The organism is Burkholderia singularis (assembly GCF_900176645.1).
Taxonomy (GTDB): Bacteria; Pseudomonadota; Gammaproteobacteria; order Burkholderiales; family Burkholderiaceae; genus Burkholderia; species Burkholderia singularis.
In genome coordinates this window covers 1-15065 of record NZ_FXAN01000080.1, presented here as the reverse complement: position 1 = coordinate 15065, position 15065 = coordinate 1, and the positions used below count along the sequence as shown (strand labels likewise).

Here is a 15065-nt window from a genome sequence, read left to right as displayed (position 1 = left end):
GTCTGGCGGCGCGGCGTTGGCCGTTCGGCCGACTGTCCGTGCGCGGGCGCTCTGGCTACGATCGATACGCGTGCTTCGAGGCTTGAATCTTGAAGCACGCGTATTTCGTTTCCGGAGGCTGTCATGTGCGCAATGTTTTTCGTTGTTCCGCCGCTTGCTCGACTGCGGCGCTCTGTGTCGACGGTTCGCGCGGTGACGGGCCGCCGTTTGGCGTGCCGCCGGATCGGGACCGGTTGCGTGGCCGGCGGCGGCTTTACGTTGATCGAATTGATGATCGTGCTTGCGATCGTCGGGGTTGTGGCCGCTTACGCCATTCCCGCATATCAGGATTACCTTGCACGCAGCCGGGTCGGCGAGGGATTGTCGCTGGCGGCGTCCGCGCAGCTCGCGGTCGCCGAAAATGCCGCGAGCGGCGGCGGGCTCGCGGGCGGCTACGCGTCGCCGGCCGCGACGCGTAACGTCGATTCAATTCGCGTCGATGATGACACCGGCCAGATTGTCGTCGTATTTACGCCACGCGTCGCGCCCGACGGCGCGAACACGCTCGTGCTCGTGCCGTCGTCGCCGGATCGCGAGGAGGCGCCGACGGCGCGTGTCGGGTTGACGAAGGGCGTGATGCAGCCGGGGGCGATTACTTGGGAATGCTTTGCAAGCGGTAAGACGTCGTCGTCGCTGCCCGCGCCGGGTGCGGGGCCGATGCCTGCCGATGCGCCGACGCTTGCCGGCAGGCTTGCTCCACCGGAATGCCGGGCGTGAGGCCGCCTATGTTCGTGCCGTGCGCAGCGCGGTGGCGTGGCGGCGCTCGCGTGGGCCGATTCGGGCGAATTTGCCGCGGGAGCCGGGCACGAGCGCACAGCGCGGGGATTTTTTTGTATAGTGCGCCGGTTGCTGACATCCGGTTCGCTCATGCCCGTTCCTTTACTGCGTTCTTTGTCGCTGATCGCGTTCGCACTCGCCCTGATTCTGCCGTACTCGATTACGAATCACACGTATCCGATCCCGACTTTTTATTCCGAATTCGCCGCATTCGCGCTGTATTGGCTACTCGGCATCGTTGTCATATTGCTCGTAAGGGCGCAGCGATCCGGGCCTTTCGACGCGCCGGCGGCGTTTGCCGCACCGCTCGGCTTCGGCGCAGTGTTGCTCGCGCAGATCGTGCTGCTGCCGCTGAAGCAGCCGTCGATGGCTTGGCTCGCAATGGGCTATCTGCTCGCCGCGGTCGCCGCGATGCAATCGGGCTATGCACTCGCTCGCGCGAACCTGCTCGAGACGGCCGCCCGTATGGCCGCGGGCGCGCTGATCGTCGGCGGCGTCTTTGCCGTTGCTTGCCAGCTCGTGCAGCTTTTTCGCCTGGAAGGGACGTTTTCGCCGTTCGTCGTGTCATATGGCGTAAGCGTCGATCGCCGGCCATACGGCAACATGGCGCAAGCGAATCATCTCGCCACCTATATCGCGTTTGCATTGACGGGGGCGCTGTATCTCGCGCAAGCGCGCCGGCTGCCGGTGCTTGCATGGGCGGCGCTGTCGGCTTTCCTGTGTGTCGGGCTCGCGCTTACCGTGTCGCGCGGGCCTTGGTTGCAGGTTGCGGTAATCGTCGTCGCCGGTTTTTGGACCGCGCTCGCGCAGGCGCGGCGCGGCGCGGCGACGGGCCGCTCATGGGCGGCGCCCGCCTTGCTCGCGGTGCTGTTCGTCGTGGTCAATATCGCGGTGCGTTGGGCGAACGTCCGCTATCAGCTCGGCCTCGCCGAATCGGCTGCCGACCGGATGCGCGATGCCGGACAGGTCGCGCCGCGTCTCGCGCTCTGGAAATACGGTTTGACGATGTTTCGCGAGCATCCGCTGCTGGGCGTCGGATGGGGCGAGTTTCCGATTCATCAGTTCGAACTGGTGCGTGCGCTGGGCGGCGTCGAGATCGCCAACAACGCACACGACATTCTCATCGATCTGCTCGCGAAGTCCGGCCTGATCGGTCTGGGTGTTCTGCTCGTCACGCTCGTTGCATGGTTCGTGCGCGCGCTGCGCGCGCCGCACGCCGAAAGCCGCGTATTCGGTTTTGCGCTCATCGGCGTATTGCTGATGCATGCGCTCGTCGAATATCCGCAGCAGTACACGTTCTTCCTGCTGCCGGCGATGTTCGTCATCGGCTTGCTCGAAACGAAGCCGCTTTCCGTGCTGCCGAGCCGCGCCGCGTTCGCACTGTTCGCGATACTTTCGGCTGCGGGGCTGGCGTCGCTGTATCCGGTGCTGCGCGATTATCAGCGTGCCGAAGTGCTTTACTACGGAACGAACCCGGCCGAGCAATATCGCGAAAATCCGTCGTTCCTGTTTCACGCATGGGGCGATTACGGCGCGGCTACCCTGATGCCGATCTCGCGCGACAATCTGCAGGCAAAGCTCTTCGCACACAAGCAGGCGATCGCATTGCTGCCGGGCGAGGCCGTGCTGCGCCGCTATGCGGTATTGCAGGCGCTTGACGGGCGGCAGGCGGACGCGCTCGACACGGTCGAACGGCTGCACATATTTGCGGTGGAGCTGAAAGACTGGCCGACGCAGCTTGCCGCACTGTATAAGCTGCTCGATGAGCAACCGTCGCTGAAGCGTTTCAGGGCAGCGCTCGTCGCGAAATACGGAATGTCGGCGGCAAACGCGGCGAGCGACGCCGACGATGACGCGGGCGGCGAGTGATCGCGGGCGGGCCGATGGCTGGCTCGATCGCATTTGCTCGCGGCGACGGTCAGCCGGCGCCGCCGGTGTTATCGATCGAACGCGCGCGGTCTGATTGCGACGCAGTCCGTGCCCGTGCGGGCGGTCTTGTCGGGTTGCCGGTTGTGCGGCATTCGTTGCGCGCGGCGCGGCCGCGTGTGGCGATAGCGGCCATTCGGGGCGGGGCGTCGGGAAGAAGGGTCAGCCGGCGGGATGTCGGCCGGCGGCTTCGTCCGCCGTCCAATCTCCCGATTTTCCTCCGCGCTTGTGGACTACGCCCACGTCGGTGATCACCATCGCGCGGTCCACCGCCTTGCACATGTCGTAGACGGTCAAGAGCCCGATTTGCACCGCGGTCAGCGCTTCCATCTCGACGCCCGTGCGTCCGAGCGTTTCGACTTGCGCGCTGCAACGCACGCCGGGCAGCGCATCGTCGAATTCGAAGTCGACCGTGACGCGCGTCAAGGCAAGCGGATGGCACAGTGGAATCAGATCGGCCGTGCGCTTTGCGCCTTGAATTGCCGCGATGCGCGCGACGCCGAGCACGTCGCCTTTTTTCGCGCGTCCTTCGCGGATCAGCGCGAGAGTGTCGGGACGCATTCGGATTGTGCCGCGAGCGATGGCAATGCGTTTCGTTTCTTGCTTGCCGCCGACATCGACCATCTGGGCGTGGCCTGCGGCGTCGAAGTGCGTGAATTCAGTCACGGTGTGCTCCAGTATCGGCCGGAGCCGGCGCTGAAGCGCCGGCTCCGATTCCATGCGAACCCAAAGGGCGCCCATCATAGCAGCGCGGGGCCGGCTGATCTCCCCGAGTCGCGCCGACGGCCCCGCAGTCCGCCATCGTCCGCGGCGCCGCGCGCGAGCGCATCCCGCCGCTACAATAGCGCAGACGAAACCACTGCCGCGCCACGGCTGTCCCGATTTTCTTCATGCGCGTCAAACCGTTGCTTGCCGTTCTGCTTTGCTCGGCACTTGCGCTGCCGCCCGGCGGTTATGCGCAGCCGCGCGCCGATGCGCCGCCGCTCGAAACCGCGCCGGCGGACATCGGCGTAGGGGCGGCTTTGCCAGGTCTTGCCGATGCGTGGTCGACGCTGCCGTCCGGCATTGCCGCCGGGGTGTTCGGCAAGTATGGGGGCGCGCAAAGCCGGCTGTCGGACACATCGGACGCACCGACTCGCTCATCCGACGCGACACCCAATTGGCGCGCACCGTTGCGTGCGCTGCAATTGCCCGATCTTGGCGATGGTTCCGGCGGCGCGCTGACGCCGCGGGCGGAGCGCCGTCTCGGCGAGCGCGTGATGCGCGACGTGCGGCGCGATCCCGATTATCTCGACGACTGGCTCGTGCGCGACTACCTGAATTCGGTGGCGGCGAAACTGTCGGCGGCGGCCACCGCGCAATTCATCGGCGGCTACGTGCCAGATTTCGATTTGTTTGCCATGCGCGATCCGCAGATCAATGCGTTTTCGCTGCCGGGCGGCTTCATCGGCATCAATAGCGGACTCGTCGCGACGACGCAGACGGAATCGGAACTCGCGTCCGTGATCGGTCACGAAATGGGGCACGTGCTGCAGCGGCACATCGCGCGAATGATCGGTGCGAACGAGAAGACCGGCTACGCGACGCTCGCGACGATGTTGTTCGGCTTGCTCGCGGGCATTCTCGCGCGCAGCGGCGATCTCGGCAGCGCGATCGCGATGGGCGGCCAGGCGTTCGCGATCGACAACCAACTGCGCTTTTCGCGCTCGGCCGAGCGCGAGGCCGATCGCGTCGGCTTTCAGTTGCTGGCCGGCGCGGGCTACGATCCATACGGAATGCCGGGCTTTTTCGAGCGGCTCGACCGTGCGTCGACGGGCGGTGATGCGGGCGTGCCCCCGTATGCGCGCACCCATCCGCTGACGGGCGAGCGGATCGCCGACATGGACGATCGCGCGCGGCGCGCGCCGTACCGGCAACCGCGGCAGTCGCCGGAATACGGTTTCGTGCGTGCGCGCCTGCGGATTTTGCAGAACCGCTCGTTGACCGACTACGCGAACGAGGTGCGCCGCATGCGTAGCGAAATCGACGACAGGATTGCGCCGAACGTCGCGGCGAACTGGTATGGGATTGCGCTCGGCGAGACGCTGGGCGGCCGGTACGATGAAGCGTCGCGCGCGCTCGCGGCGGCGCGCGCCGCGTTGGCACGCGCGGCGGCGCGCGAAGCCGGAGGGCCGCCGGACTCGCCCAGCCTCGACGTGCTCGCGGTGCAGATTATGCGTCTGTCGGGCCGTGCCGACGACGCGGTGCGGCTTGCCGCGGCTGCGCACAAGCGTTGGCCGGGCTCGCACGCGGCGATTGCCGCGCACTTGCAGGCATTGCTGGCCGCACGCCGCTACGCGGACGCGCAAACGCTCGCCCAGGCCGAAACGCGCGCCGATCCCGGCCAGCCGGACTGGTGGAACTATCTCGCGCAGGCAAGCCTTGGCAAAGGCGATGCATTGATGCAGCGCCGCGCGCTTGCGGAGAAGTTTGCGCTCGACGGCGCGTGGCCATCGGCCATCCGGCAGTTGCGCGAGGCGCGCGACAACAAGTCAGCGGGCTTTTACGAGCAGTCGATCATCAGCGCGCGGCTGCATGAATTCGAGGCGCGCTACAAAGAAGAGCAGGAAGACGACAAGGATAAGCGCGGTTGACGCATGCGGCGGTAGTGCATTCGTGCGCCGGGTCGTGCAGGCCGGTATCGGTATGCCGGACTGGCGCGCTCGCCCGGGCCTTGGATACTCGGTTCGGCGGCGGTGCGCAGGCGCGGCGTTCGACCAAGCGCGGACCGAAGCTGAAATCTTAGGCCGCCGGCTCAGCGCCGCCGCGGGTCAGTCCGCGCCGTGTTTTGGCGACTGCCGGTTGCGCGCCGCGGGACTTGCCACGAATCCGAACCGCCGCGCGACGTCGTCGCGCCGGATCGGCTCGATGCGCAAGTCCACGCCGCCGCCCAGATGCAGCACGCCGTGCATGCCGTCGCCGTCGAGGTCCGCGCGATCGGCGAAGAGCCCGAGGTCGTGGTCGTGCAGCGCGGCGACGCGCGGCGGCGCCGACGCATCGGCGAACAGCACCCCGCCCGCATCGTCGAGCCACACGCCGACGGGCTCGAATGCGTGCCCTGTATGATCGGCGAGCGCGAGGCGCGTGGGCGCGGCGCTATCCGGCACGATCCGCACGATCCACGGCGTATATGCCAGTTCGACATAGACGCGCTGCGGCCCGTTCTGGAAAAACCATTGCCCGTCGGCGTCGCGCTCGTAGTTGCGGCCGATGAAATCGATCAGCGCCGGATGCCGGATGGGCGAGCCGAGCGCGCCCGCGGCCTGCGCCGCGTCGTCGCGCATGCGCCACACGCCGCGGCGATCGAGCAGCAGCCATCCGACGCAATGCGCGACGTTCGGCCATTTGGCGAGTGCCTGCTTGACGATGTCATCCATGGTCGACGAAACGTAGACAAAAATCGAAGATGCGCGCCGACAGCCAGTCGATGCGCCCCGGAAACGGGCCCGTCATGAAGCCTGCGTGACCGCCGTGCTCCGGCTGGTCGAGTTCGACCATGCGCGACACGTCGCGCGGACCGGGCAGCGCCGACGCCGGCAGGAACGGATCGTTGCGCGCGTTGAGAATCAACGTCGGCACGTTGATCGCGGCGAGCAACGGGCGTGTCGTCGCCCGCGTCCAGTAGTCGTTCGCGTTGGCGAAGCCGTGCAACGGCGCGGTGACGACGTCGTCGAAATCGTGCAGCGTGCGTGCGGCGAGCATCGCTTGCCTGTCGAAGAGGCCGGGATATTGATCGAGCTTCATCAGCGCTTTTGTTTTCAGCGTCTTCAGGAAGCTGCGCGTATAGACCATCGAGAAGCCCCGCGAGATCGCCAGGCCGCCCGCATGGACGTCGATGGGCGTCGAGACCGCGGCGGCGGCCGCGACGATCGACGTGTCGCCGCGCCGGGCGCCGAGCCAGTGCAGCAGCACGTTGCCGCCGAGCGATACGCCCGCCGCGACGAGCGGGCCGCGATGGCCGCTCGCGAGCCGCCGCAGGATCCAATCGACTTCGTCGCTGTCGGCGAGGTGATAGAAGCGCGGGCGCCGGTTCATTTCGCCGCTGCAACTGCGAAAGTGCGGCACCGCGCCGTGCCAGCCGCGCGCGCGGGCGGCGGCCATCAGCACGCGCGCGTAGTGCGAATCGGAACTGCCCTCGAGGCCGTGGAACAGCACGATGAGCGGCGCATCCGGCGCGGGGGCCGCGCCGTCGGGGTACGTGAGCCAGTCGACGTCGATGAAATCGTCGTCGGGCGTATTCCAGCGCTCGCGCCGGTATTCGACGTCCGGCCGGCGTCCGAACAGCGCGGGAACGATCGTTTGCGCATGACTCGTCGGCAGCCACAGCGGCGCGCGATACGGCGCGAAGGCGGCCGCCCTGGGGGGCTCGTCGGCAGCGGGAAGCGGAGGGAGCGCCGTACTCATCGCTGCGAACGCGCCGCGTTCAGTGAAGCGGCCCTTGGGCGTGGCGGATCTTCGCGGCGAACTCGTTCGCCGTGCGTTCGGGGATCGCGCTTGCATGAATATGCGCGATCCGCCATTCGCCACGTTCATGGATCATCACGTAAGTGGTAAACACCATGTGCGGCGCGGCCGCGGGATCGGCCTGCTGCTGGTGCGCCTCGGCGACCGTGTAGACGACGGTGCCCAGGCTGTCGTAGACGCGGATGTCGAGCGGCTCGATCGTCACGGGCTGCGCGGCGAGCCGGGCGCCCAAGCCGCTCCTGATCTGATCGAGGCCGTGCAGGTGCGCGCCGTCCGCCCAAATGCAACTCGCGAAATCCTCGTCGATCCAGAGGGCCATCAGCGCATCGAGATTGGCGTCGGCGGTTGCCTGGTAGTACGCGTTCAGCGTATCGGCGGCGGCTTCGAAGAGGCGGGCAAAACGTGGCATCGGGTCTATCTCTCGCGCGCGGCGCGCGCCATTTCATCGTACCGTTGGGGGGATGCGGGCGCGCGGCGCGCGACGCGAGCGGCCCTTGGGCCGCCCGGCGTCAACGTTGTTCGACGAGCATCCCGCGCAAATCGCTGAAAACCTGCTCCGGGCTCAGCTCGCGCAGGCAGTTCAGGTGGCCGAGCGGGCATTCGCGTTCGAAACAGGGACTGCATTCGAGATGCAGCCATTGTACCTTTGCCAGCTCCGACAGAGGCGGGGTGTGGCGCGGATCGGTCGAGCCGTAGAGCGCGATCAGCGGCCGCCGCAGCGCCGCGGCGACGTGCATCAGCCCGGAATCGTTGGTGACGACCGCGTTGGCGCGTGCGATCAGCGCGCACGCTTCGGACAGCGAAGTCTGGCCGCACAGGCTTTTCACGTTCGGCGCGCGCTCGGCGATGGCCTGCGCGGCGGCCGCATCCTTCGGCGAGCCGAGCGCGACGATCTGCGTATAGGGGAACGATTGGCTCACGCTTTGCGCCAGCGCCGCGAAATGCTCGGGCGGCCAGCGTTTGGCCGGGCCGTATTCCGCGCCCGGGCAGAACACGATCAGCGGTTTGCGTGTATCGAGGTTGAAGCGCGTGCAGACGCGCGCCGTCTCGTTCAGATCGGCGTCCAGGCGCGGCGGCGGCAGCGTTTTTTGCGCGTCGGGCAGCTTCGCGCCGGGTGCATAGGCGAGCGCCGCGTAATGCTCGACCATCGGCGGGCGGGCGTCGCGGGCCTTCGCGGGGTTCGCATGGCGCACGTTCAGGAGGCCGTAGCGATGCTCGCCGGTATAGCCGATCCGCAGTGCAATGCCGGCCATCCAGGGAATCAGCGCCGATTTCAGCGAATTCGGCAGCACGTAGGCGGCGTCGTAGCCGACGTCGCGCAAGTCGCTGGCGAGCTGCCAGCGCCGCAGCGGCTGTAGCTTGCCGTGCGCGAGATCGGTCGCATGGACATCGTGAATCTCGGGCATGCGCTCGAGCACGGGCGCGACCCATGCCGGCGCCACGGCGTCGATGACGATGCGGGGGTGCAGTTTTTTCAGCAGCGCAAAGAGCGGTTGCGCCATCAATGCGTCACCGATCCAGTTCGGTGCGATTACCAACGCTCGACGCATCAGGTCGATTTCCGATGTCGTGATGAAACGCGGCGCGCGTGCGCCGTGCTCGGGTTGTGGGGAACGGGGCGGCGGCGCGAGCCGGCCCGGCCGATCGCGCCGCGCCGGGCGCGGGGGCCGTGAGCCGGCCGGCCGCGGCTCAATGGTGGCCTTGCAGGACTTCGCCGTCGCGCAGCTTGTAGCGCGTGCCGCAGTACGGGCAGCGCGCTTCGCCGTGCGTGACGTCGATGAACACGCGCGGATGCGCGCTCCAACGCGGCATCGTCGGATTCGGGCAGTACGCGGGCAGATCTTTCGCCGTCAGCTCGATGAGCGGCATTTCCTTGATTTCACTCATGGGGATTCTCGTTATCGCGATGAAACGCGGCGCCGGCGCGCCGCGCGCTTAGATTTTCGTGAGCCAATCCTGGTGCTGCGCGCTCTTGCCCGATACGACATCGAAGAACGCCGCCTGCAGCTTTTCGGTGATCGGGCCGCGCGCGCCGCTGCCGATCGTGCGGTTGTCGAGTTCGCGGATCGGCGTGACCTCGGCCGCGGTGCCGGTGAAGAACGCTTCGTCGGCCGTATAGACTTCGTCGCGCGTGATGCGTTTCTCGATGACCTCGATGCCGGCTTCCTTCGCGAGCGTGATCACCGTGTCGCGCGTGATGCCGTCCAGACATGACGAGAGGTCGGGCGTGAACAGCTTGCCGCGGTTCACGAGGAAGAAATTCTCGCCGGAGCCTTCGGACACATAGCCGTCGACGTCGAGCAGGAGCGCTTCGTCATAGCCGTCGGCGGTCGCCTCCTGGTTCGCGAGGATCGAGTTCACGTACCAGCCGGAGGCCTTCGCGCGCACCATCGACACGTTCACGTGATGGCGGGTGAACGACGACGTCTTCACGCGGATGCCCCTGGACAGGCCTTCCTCGCCGAGGTATGCGCCCCACGGCCACGCGGCGATCGCGACATGGATCGTGTTGCCCTTGGCCGACACGCCGAGCTTTTCCGAGCCGATCCAAATGATCGGGCGCAGGTAGCACGATGCGAGCTTGTTCTCGCGGACGACTTCGCGTTGCGCCGCCTCGAGCGTTTCCTGGTCGAACGGCACGTCCATCTGGAAAATCTTCGCCGAGTTCAGCAGGCGCTTCGTGTGTTCCTTCAGGCGGAAGATCGCGGAGCCGCCGTCGGCCGTCTGGTAAGCACGCACGCCTTCGAATACGCCCATGCCGTAGTGCAGCGTGTGGGTCAGCACGTGGATCTTGGCGTCGCGCCAGTCGATCAGTTTGCCGTCCATCCAAATCTTGCCGTCGCGATCGGCCATTGACATAGGTTTCTCCCGGTGAATGCGGTATTCGCGGAAAACGAGCGCGGTCGGCCTGGGTGCTCCGGCACGCGGCCGCGTCGAAAAGACGCTCATTTTAGCGTTTTTGCGCGAGCAACGGTCAGCAGGACCAGGGGGGCGGCGCTATAATCGCCGCATCAATCCCATCGCAACAATAATGGGCGGCGGCACGCGGCGCGCAACAGTATGGCGGCGGCGTGCGCAAGCCGCCCGGCTCTGCGCGTCGAAGGCGCTTCCCATATCCGATGCTCGCTCGTTTTTCCGCCACCGACCGTTTCGCATTCGCCCAAGGCGCCCGCGATTATTCGCCGACGCTGATGGCGATTCTGTCGTGGGGGCTCGTCACCGGCATTGCGATGAGCAAGTCGGTGCTGACGACGGGGCAGGCGCTCGGCATGTCGCTGCTTGTCTACGCGGGCTCGTCGCAGCTTGCGGTGCTGCCGCTGTTCGCCGCGAAGCTGCCGGTCTGGACGATCCTGCTGACGGCCGCGATGGTGAATACGCGCTTCGTGATCTTCAGCGCGGGGCTTGCGCCCCATTTCTCCCACCTGCCGCTCTGGCGGCGGCTCGCCATCGGCTATTTCAACGGCGACGTGATCTATCTGCTGTTCCAGAAGCAGGGCTTCGCGACGGGGCAGGTGCCGGGCAAGGAGGCGTATTTCTGGGGGATGGCGCTGGCGAGCTGGCTGTCGTGGCAGGTGTCGTCGCTCGCGGGGATCGCGCTCGCGAATATTTTTCCGGATAGCTGGGGGCTCGCGCTTGCCGGCACGCTCGCGCTGATTCCGATTATGGTGTCCGCGATCGCGAACCGCTCGACGCTCGCGGCCGTCTCGGTTGCGGGAATCGTGTCGCTCGTCGCGTTCGAGCTGCCGTACCGGCTCGCACTGCCGCTCGCGGTGGTCGCGGCGCTCGCCGCGGGCGTGATCGCGGACTGGATCGCCGAGCGCGCCGACTGGCGGCGCATCCGCGCCGAGCGGCGCGCCTGCGCGGAGGATGCCGAATGACCGATCTGCAGACCTGGCTCGCGATCGCCGGGATGACGCTCATCACCGCGCTCACGCGCGCGCTGTTCCTGATCGGCGGCGAGCGCACGGTGTTGCCCGAGCGCGCGCAGCGCGCGCTGCGCTACGCGCCCGCCGCCGCGCTCGTCGCGGTCGTGTTGCCGGACGTGCTCGAGACGCCCGCGGGCATTTCTTTCGCGCTGTCGAATCACGATTTCTACGCGGCCGCGGCGGGCCTCGGATGGTTTCTGTGGCGGCGCAGCATGCTCGGCACGATCGTCGTCGGGATGCTGGTGTTCACGCTGCTGCGGGTTTTGGTCTGACGCTGGGGCCGCCGCGCGCGAATGGGCGCCGGTGCGGCGTCGCGGCGTTGCGATGCCGGCGGCCGGCGTGTCGTGGCATCGCGCGCCGCCCATTGTGCGTTCGCCCGCCTGAGCGCCGGAATTCGTCGCTGCGGATGGCTGCGGGACGGCAGCGCGGCAGTCGGATCGGCTAGAATGGCCCTTTCCGGAATTTCCCGCGCGTGCGCAGCGCGAGCCTGGCCAGGCGAAGCCGGCGGGTCGCGCGAGGCGCCTTTCACGGCGGCCGCCCGCGCGCGTTCGAAGCGCCTTCCTTCACCAACCTTCATCCAGTCCCATGAGCCAAGTCAAGCGTCTTACCGATTTGATCGCCGAAGGCCAGCTCTCCGGCAAACGCGTCTTCATCCGGGCCGATCTGAACGTGCCGCAGGACGATCACGGCAATATCACCGAAGACACGCGCATCCGCGCGTCGGTGCCCGCGATCCAGGCCGCGCTCGAGGCGGGCGCGGCCGTGATGGTCACGTCGCACCTCGGCCGTCCGACGGAGGGCGAGTTCAAGCCCGAGGATTCGCTCGCGCCCGTCGCGAAGCGTCTGGCCGAACTGCTCGGCCGCGACGTGCCGCTCGTCGCGAACTGGGTCGACAACGGCGTGTCGGTCGCGCCCGGCCAGGTCGTGCTGCTCGAGAACTGCCGCGTGAACAAGGGCGAGAAGAAAAACTCGGACGAACTCGCGCAGAAGATGGCGAAGCTTTGCGACATCTACGTGAACGACGCGTTCGGCACCGCACACCGCGCGGAGGCGACGACCCACGGAATCGCGAAATACGCGGGCATCGCATGCGCGGGCCCGCTGCTCGCGGCGGAGCTCGATGCGCTCGGCAAGGCGCTCGGCAATCCGAAGCGCCCGCTCGTCGCGATTGTCGCGGGCTCGAAGGTGTCGACCAAGCTGACGATTCTCAAGTCGCTCGCGGAAAAGGTCGATCAATTGATCGTCGGCGGCGGCATCGCGAATACGTTCATGCTCGCGGCGGGGCTGTCGATCGGCAAATCGCTCGCGGAGCCGGATCTCGTCGGTGAGGCGAAGGCGATCATCGACGATGCGAGAAAGCGCGGCGCGTCGGTGCCGATTCCGACCGACGTTGTCGTCGCGAAGGAATTCTCGGCGACGGCCGCGGCCACCGTGAAGAAGGTGAGCGAGATCGAGCCCGACGATCTGGTGCTCGACATCGGCCCGGAAACCGCGAAGGCGCTGGCCGGCCAGCTCGAGAAGGCGGGCACGATCGTCTGGAACGGCCCGGTCGGCGTGTTCGAGTTCGACCAGTTCGGCAACGGCACGAAGACCCTGGCGACGGCGATCGCGAATTCGGCCGCGTTCTCGATTGCCGGCGGCGGCGACACGCTCGCCGCGATCGCGAAATACGGCATCCACGACAAGGTCAGTTACATCTCGACGGGCGGCGGCGCGTTCCTCGAATTCCTCGAAGGCAAGAAGCTGCCCGCCGTCGAGGTGCTCGAAACGCGCGCATGATGCAAGCGTCGTGACAATGCATCCGGCGGGCCGCGCGAGGCGTGTCGGATGCGCATGGCAGGCAGGACGATGCGGCGCCGGCGATGCGAGCCGGCGCGCGCGAACAAAGCGACGCCGGGCGTGAGCACCGGCGCGCACCGACGGAGGCGGCGGCGGCTGGGCCGCGCGGCTTTCGGCTCTCGCAGCGACCCATCCAGCGCTTTTACTCAGTCAGACGAGGAGTTTCATGCATCGCGCCACCAAGATAGTCGCGACGATCGGCCCGGCCTCCAGCTCGCCGGAGGTTCTGCTGCAGATGATGCAGGCGGGGCTCGACGTCGTGCGGCTCAATTTCTCTCACGGTTCGGCGGACGATCACCGCGCGCGCGCCGAGATGGTTCGCGACGCCGCGCGCAAGGTCGGCCGGGAGATCGCGATCATGGCGGACCTGCAAGGCCCGAAGATCCGCGTCGGCAAATTCGAGGCGGGCAAGACGATGCTCACGCCCGGCCAGCCGTTCATCCTCGATGCGGGCTGCGAACTCGGCAGCGACGAGCGGGTCGGCCTCGACTACAAGGAGCTGCCGCGCGACCTGAAACCGGGCGACGTGCTGCTTCTGAACGACGGGCTCATCGTGCTGAAGGTCGAGCGGGTGGTGGGCGACGAGATCCACACCACGGTCACGGTCGGCGGCGAGCTGTCGAACAACAAGGGGATCAACCGGCAGGGCGGCGGGCTGTCCGCGCCGGCGCTGACCGCGAAGGACATGGAGGACATCCGCACCGCGATGTCGCTCGGCGCGGATCTCGTCGCGGTGTCGTTTCCGAAGACCGCGACCGACATGGAAATGGCGCGCCAGCTCGCGAACATCGCGGGCGCGCCGTTCGGCATCAAGCCGAAGATGATCGCGAAGATCGAGCGCGCGGAGGCGATTCCGGCGCTGCAGGAGATTCTCGATGCATCGGACGGGATCATGGTCGCGCGCGGCGATCTTGCCGTCGAAGTCGGCAACGCGGCCGTGCCGGCGCTGCAAAAGCGGATGATCCGGATGGCGCGCGAATCGAACAAGCTCGTGATCACCGCGACGCAGATGATGGAATCGATGATCCACGCGCCGGTGCCGACCCGTGCGGAGGTGTCGGACGTCGCGAACGCGGTGCTCGACGGCACCGACGCGGTGATGCTGTCGGCCGAGACGGCGGCCGGCAAGTATCCGGTCGTCACGATCGAGGCGATGGCGGCCATTTGCGTCGAGGCGGAGAAGTCCGAGCAGGTCGAACTCGACCGCGATTTCCTGGACCGCACGTTCACGCGGATCGATCAGTCGATTGCGATGGGCGCGCTTTTCACCGCATACCATCTCGGCGCGAAGGCGATTGTCGCGCTGACGGAATCCGGCGCGACGGCGCTGTGGATGTCGCGCCACTACACGCACGTGCCGATCTACGCGCTGACGCCGCGGGTCGGCAGCGAGCGCGCGATGGCGCTGTTCAGGAACGTCACGCCGCTGCACGTCGATTTCGACAGCGATCGTGATTCCGCATTGCAAAAGGCGCTTGAACTGGTCGCGCGGCGCGGTTACGTCGAGCACGGCGACATGGTCGTGCTGACGGTGGGCGAACCGATGGGGCAGGCAGGGGGCACGAACACGCTGAAGATCGTGCGGGTCGGCGAGCATTACTGAGCCCGGCGGGCATTTGCCCGGGCTGGATCGAGCCAATCGCGCGGGTTTCCGACCCCGCGCGATTTTTTTTGCTTTTTTTCGCTTCAGTGCGATCTGGAAGACGTAACAAACGGCCCGCCGAATGCCGGTTTGGTCTGAATCGGCGGCGCTTCGCGATAAAATGCGGCTATTCGACGCTCCCGCGTCGGCGGGTCCCCCGCACTCATTTGATCTGCCGGGGCTCACGCCGCACGTCGTGCAGGGCGCAAGGTTTTCATACAAGGAGTACCACAATGCCTCTCGTATCAATGCGTCAACTGCTGGACCACGCGGCGGAACACGGCTACGGCCTGCCCGCGTTCAACGTGAACAACCTCGAGCAAGTGCAGGCGATCATGGCGGCGGCCGACGAAGTCGGCGCGCCGGTGATCATGCAGGCATCGGCGGGGGGGGGGGGGGGGGGGGGGGGGGGG

15 protein-coding genes are annotated in these 15065 nt (G+C 67.1%); 8 read left to right on the top strand and 7 right to left on the bottom strand.

What is annotated here, in order from left to right:
- Positions 1-132: 132 nt before the first annotated feature.
- A complete protein-coding gene (locus BSIN_RS17665; RefSeq protein ID WP_173678707.1) occupies positions 133-756 on the top strand; it encodes a pilin in 624 nt (207 codons plus the stop codon).
- Positions 757-906: 150 nt separating this feature from the next.
- Positions 907-2685: a Wzy polymerase domain-containing protein gene (locus tag BSIN_RS17660; protein WP_089341461.1), complete on the top strand. Its 1779-nt coding sequence runs from the start codon at positions 907-909 to the stop codon at positions 2683-2685.
- Between the two features lie 219 nt (positions 2686-2904).
- On the opposite strand, the gene moaC is transcribed toward BSIN_RS17660, so the two are convergent.
- A complete protein-coding gene (moaC, locus tag BSIN_RS17655; RefSeq protein WP_089341460.1) occupies positions 2905-3408 on the bottom strand; it encodes a cyclic pyranopterin monophosphate synthase MoaC in 504 nt (167 codons plus the stop codon).
- A gap of 224 nt (positions 3409-3632) precedes the next feature.
- On the opposite strand from moaC, the gene BSIN_RS17650 reads away from it, so the two are divergent.
- Complete coding sequence (locus tag BSIN_RS17650) at positions 3633-5375, top strand: M48 family metalloprotease (protein ID WP_089341448.1); 1743 nt, start codon at positions 3633-3635, stop codon at positions 5373-5375.
- 177 nt (positions 5376-5552) lie between these two features.
- Here BSIN_RS17650 and BSIN_RS17645 read toward each other — a convergent pair whose 3' ends face one another.
- From BSIN_RS17645 to BSIN_RS17620, 6 genes are all read right to left on the bottom strand, one after another.
- Positions 5553-6158 carry a DUF2946 family protein gene (locus BSIN_RS17645; RefSeq protein ID WP_089341447.1) on the bottom strand — a complete coding sequence of 202 codons (606 nt, stop codon included), beginning with the start codon at positions 6156-6158 and terminating at the stop codon, positions 5553-5555.
- On the bottom strand, positions 6151-7185 hold the full coding sequence (locus BSIN_RS17640; RefSeq protein ID WP_089341446.1) for a hydrolase: 1035 nt from the start codon (positions 7183-7185) through the stop codon (positions 6151-6153). The genes BSIN_RS17645 and BSIN_RS17640 overlap by 8 nt, the downstream gene beginning before the upstream one ends.
- Before the next feature lie 19 nt (positions 7186-7204).
- Positions 7205-7654 (bottom strand): nuclear transport factor 2 family protein, encoded by a 450-nt coding sequence (locus BSIN_RS17635; RefSeq protein WP_059520562.1) that lies wholly within the window; start codon positions 7652-7654, stop codon positions 7205-7207.
- Between the two features lie 100 nt (positions 7655-7754).
- The gene (gene waaF, locus BSIN_RS17630; protein ID WP_059520561.1) at positions 7755-8795 is read right to left on the bottom strand and encodes a lipopolysaccharide heptosyltransferase II; all 1041 of its coding nucleotides are present in this window, start codon (positions 8793-8795) and stop codon (positions 7755-7757) included.
- A gap of 139 nt (positions 8796-8934) precedes the next feature.
- On the bottom strand, positions 8935-9132 hold the full coding sequence (locus BSIN_RS17625) for a zinc-finger domain-containing protein (protein WP_059520560.1): 198 nt from the start codon (positions 9130-9132) through the stop codon (positions 8935-8937).
- 48 nt (positions 9133-9180) lie between these two features.
- Positions 9181-10104 (bottom strand): branched-chain amino acid transaminase, encoded by a 924-nt coding sequence (locus tag BSIN_RS17620; RefSeq protein WP_059520559.1) that lies wholly within the window; start codon positions 10102-10104, stop codon positions 9181-9183.
- A gap of 260 nt (positions 10105-10364) precedes the next feature.
- On the opposite strand from BSIN_RS17620, the gene BSIN_RS17615 reads away from it, so the two are divergent.
- The 5 genes from BSIN_RS17615 to BSIN_RS17595 all read left to right on the top strand — a co-directional run.
- Positions 10365-11123, top strand: coding sequence for an AzlC family ABC transporter permease (locus BSIN_RS17615; RefSeq protein ID WP_089341445.1), 759 nt, complete (start codon positions 10365-10367; stop codon positions 11121-11123).
- Positions 11120-11443 (top strand): AzlD domain-containing protein, encoded by a 324-nt coding sequence (locus BSIN_RS17610; RefSeq protein ID WP_089341444.1) that lies wholly within the window; start codon positions 11120-11122, stop codon positions 11441-11443. The genes BSIN_RS17615 and BSIN_RS17610 overlap by 4 nt, the downstream gene beginning before the upstream one ends.
- 313 nt (positions 11444-11756) lie before the next feature.
- Entirely contained in the window at positions 11757-12950 is a 1194-nt protein-coding gene (locus BSIN_RS17605; RefSeq protein WP_059520556.1) for a phosphoglycerate kinase, read from the top strand.
- A 226-nt stretch (positions 12951-13176) separates the two neighbouring features.
- Positions 13177-14613: a pyruvate kinase gene (pyk, locus tag BSIN_RS17600; RefSeq protein WP_089341443.1), complete on the top strand. Its 1437-nt coding sequence runs from the start codon at positions 13177-13179 to the stop codon at positions 14611-14613.
- 272 nt (positions 14614-14885) lie between these two features.
- Positions 14886-15065, top strand: a 180-nt coding sequence (locus BSIN_RS17595; RefSeq protein ID WP_173678706.1) for a class II fructose-bisphosphate aldolase, incomplete at its 3' end; no start/stop codon positions are given.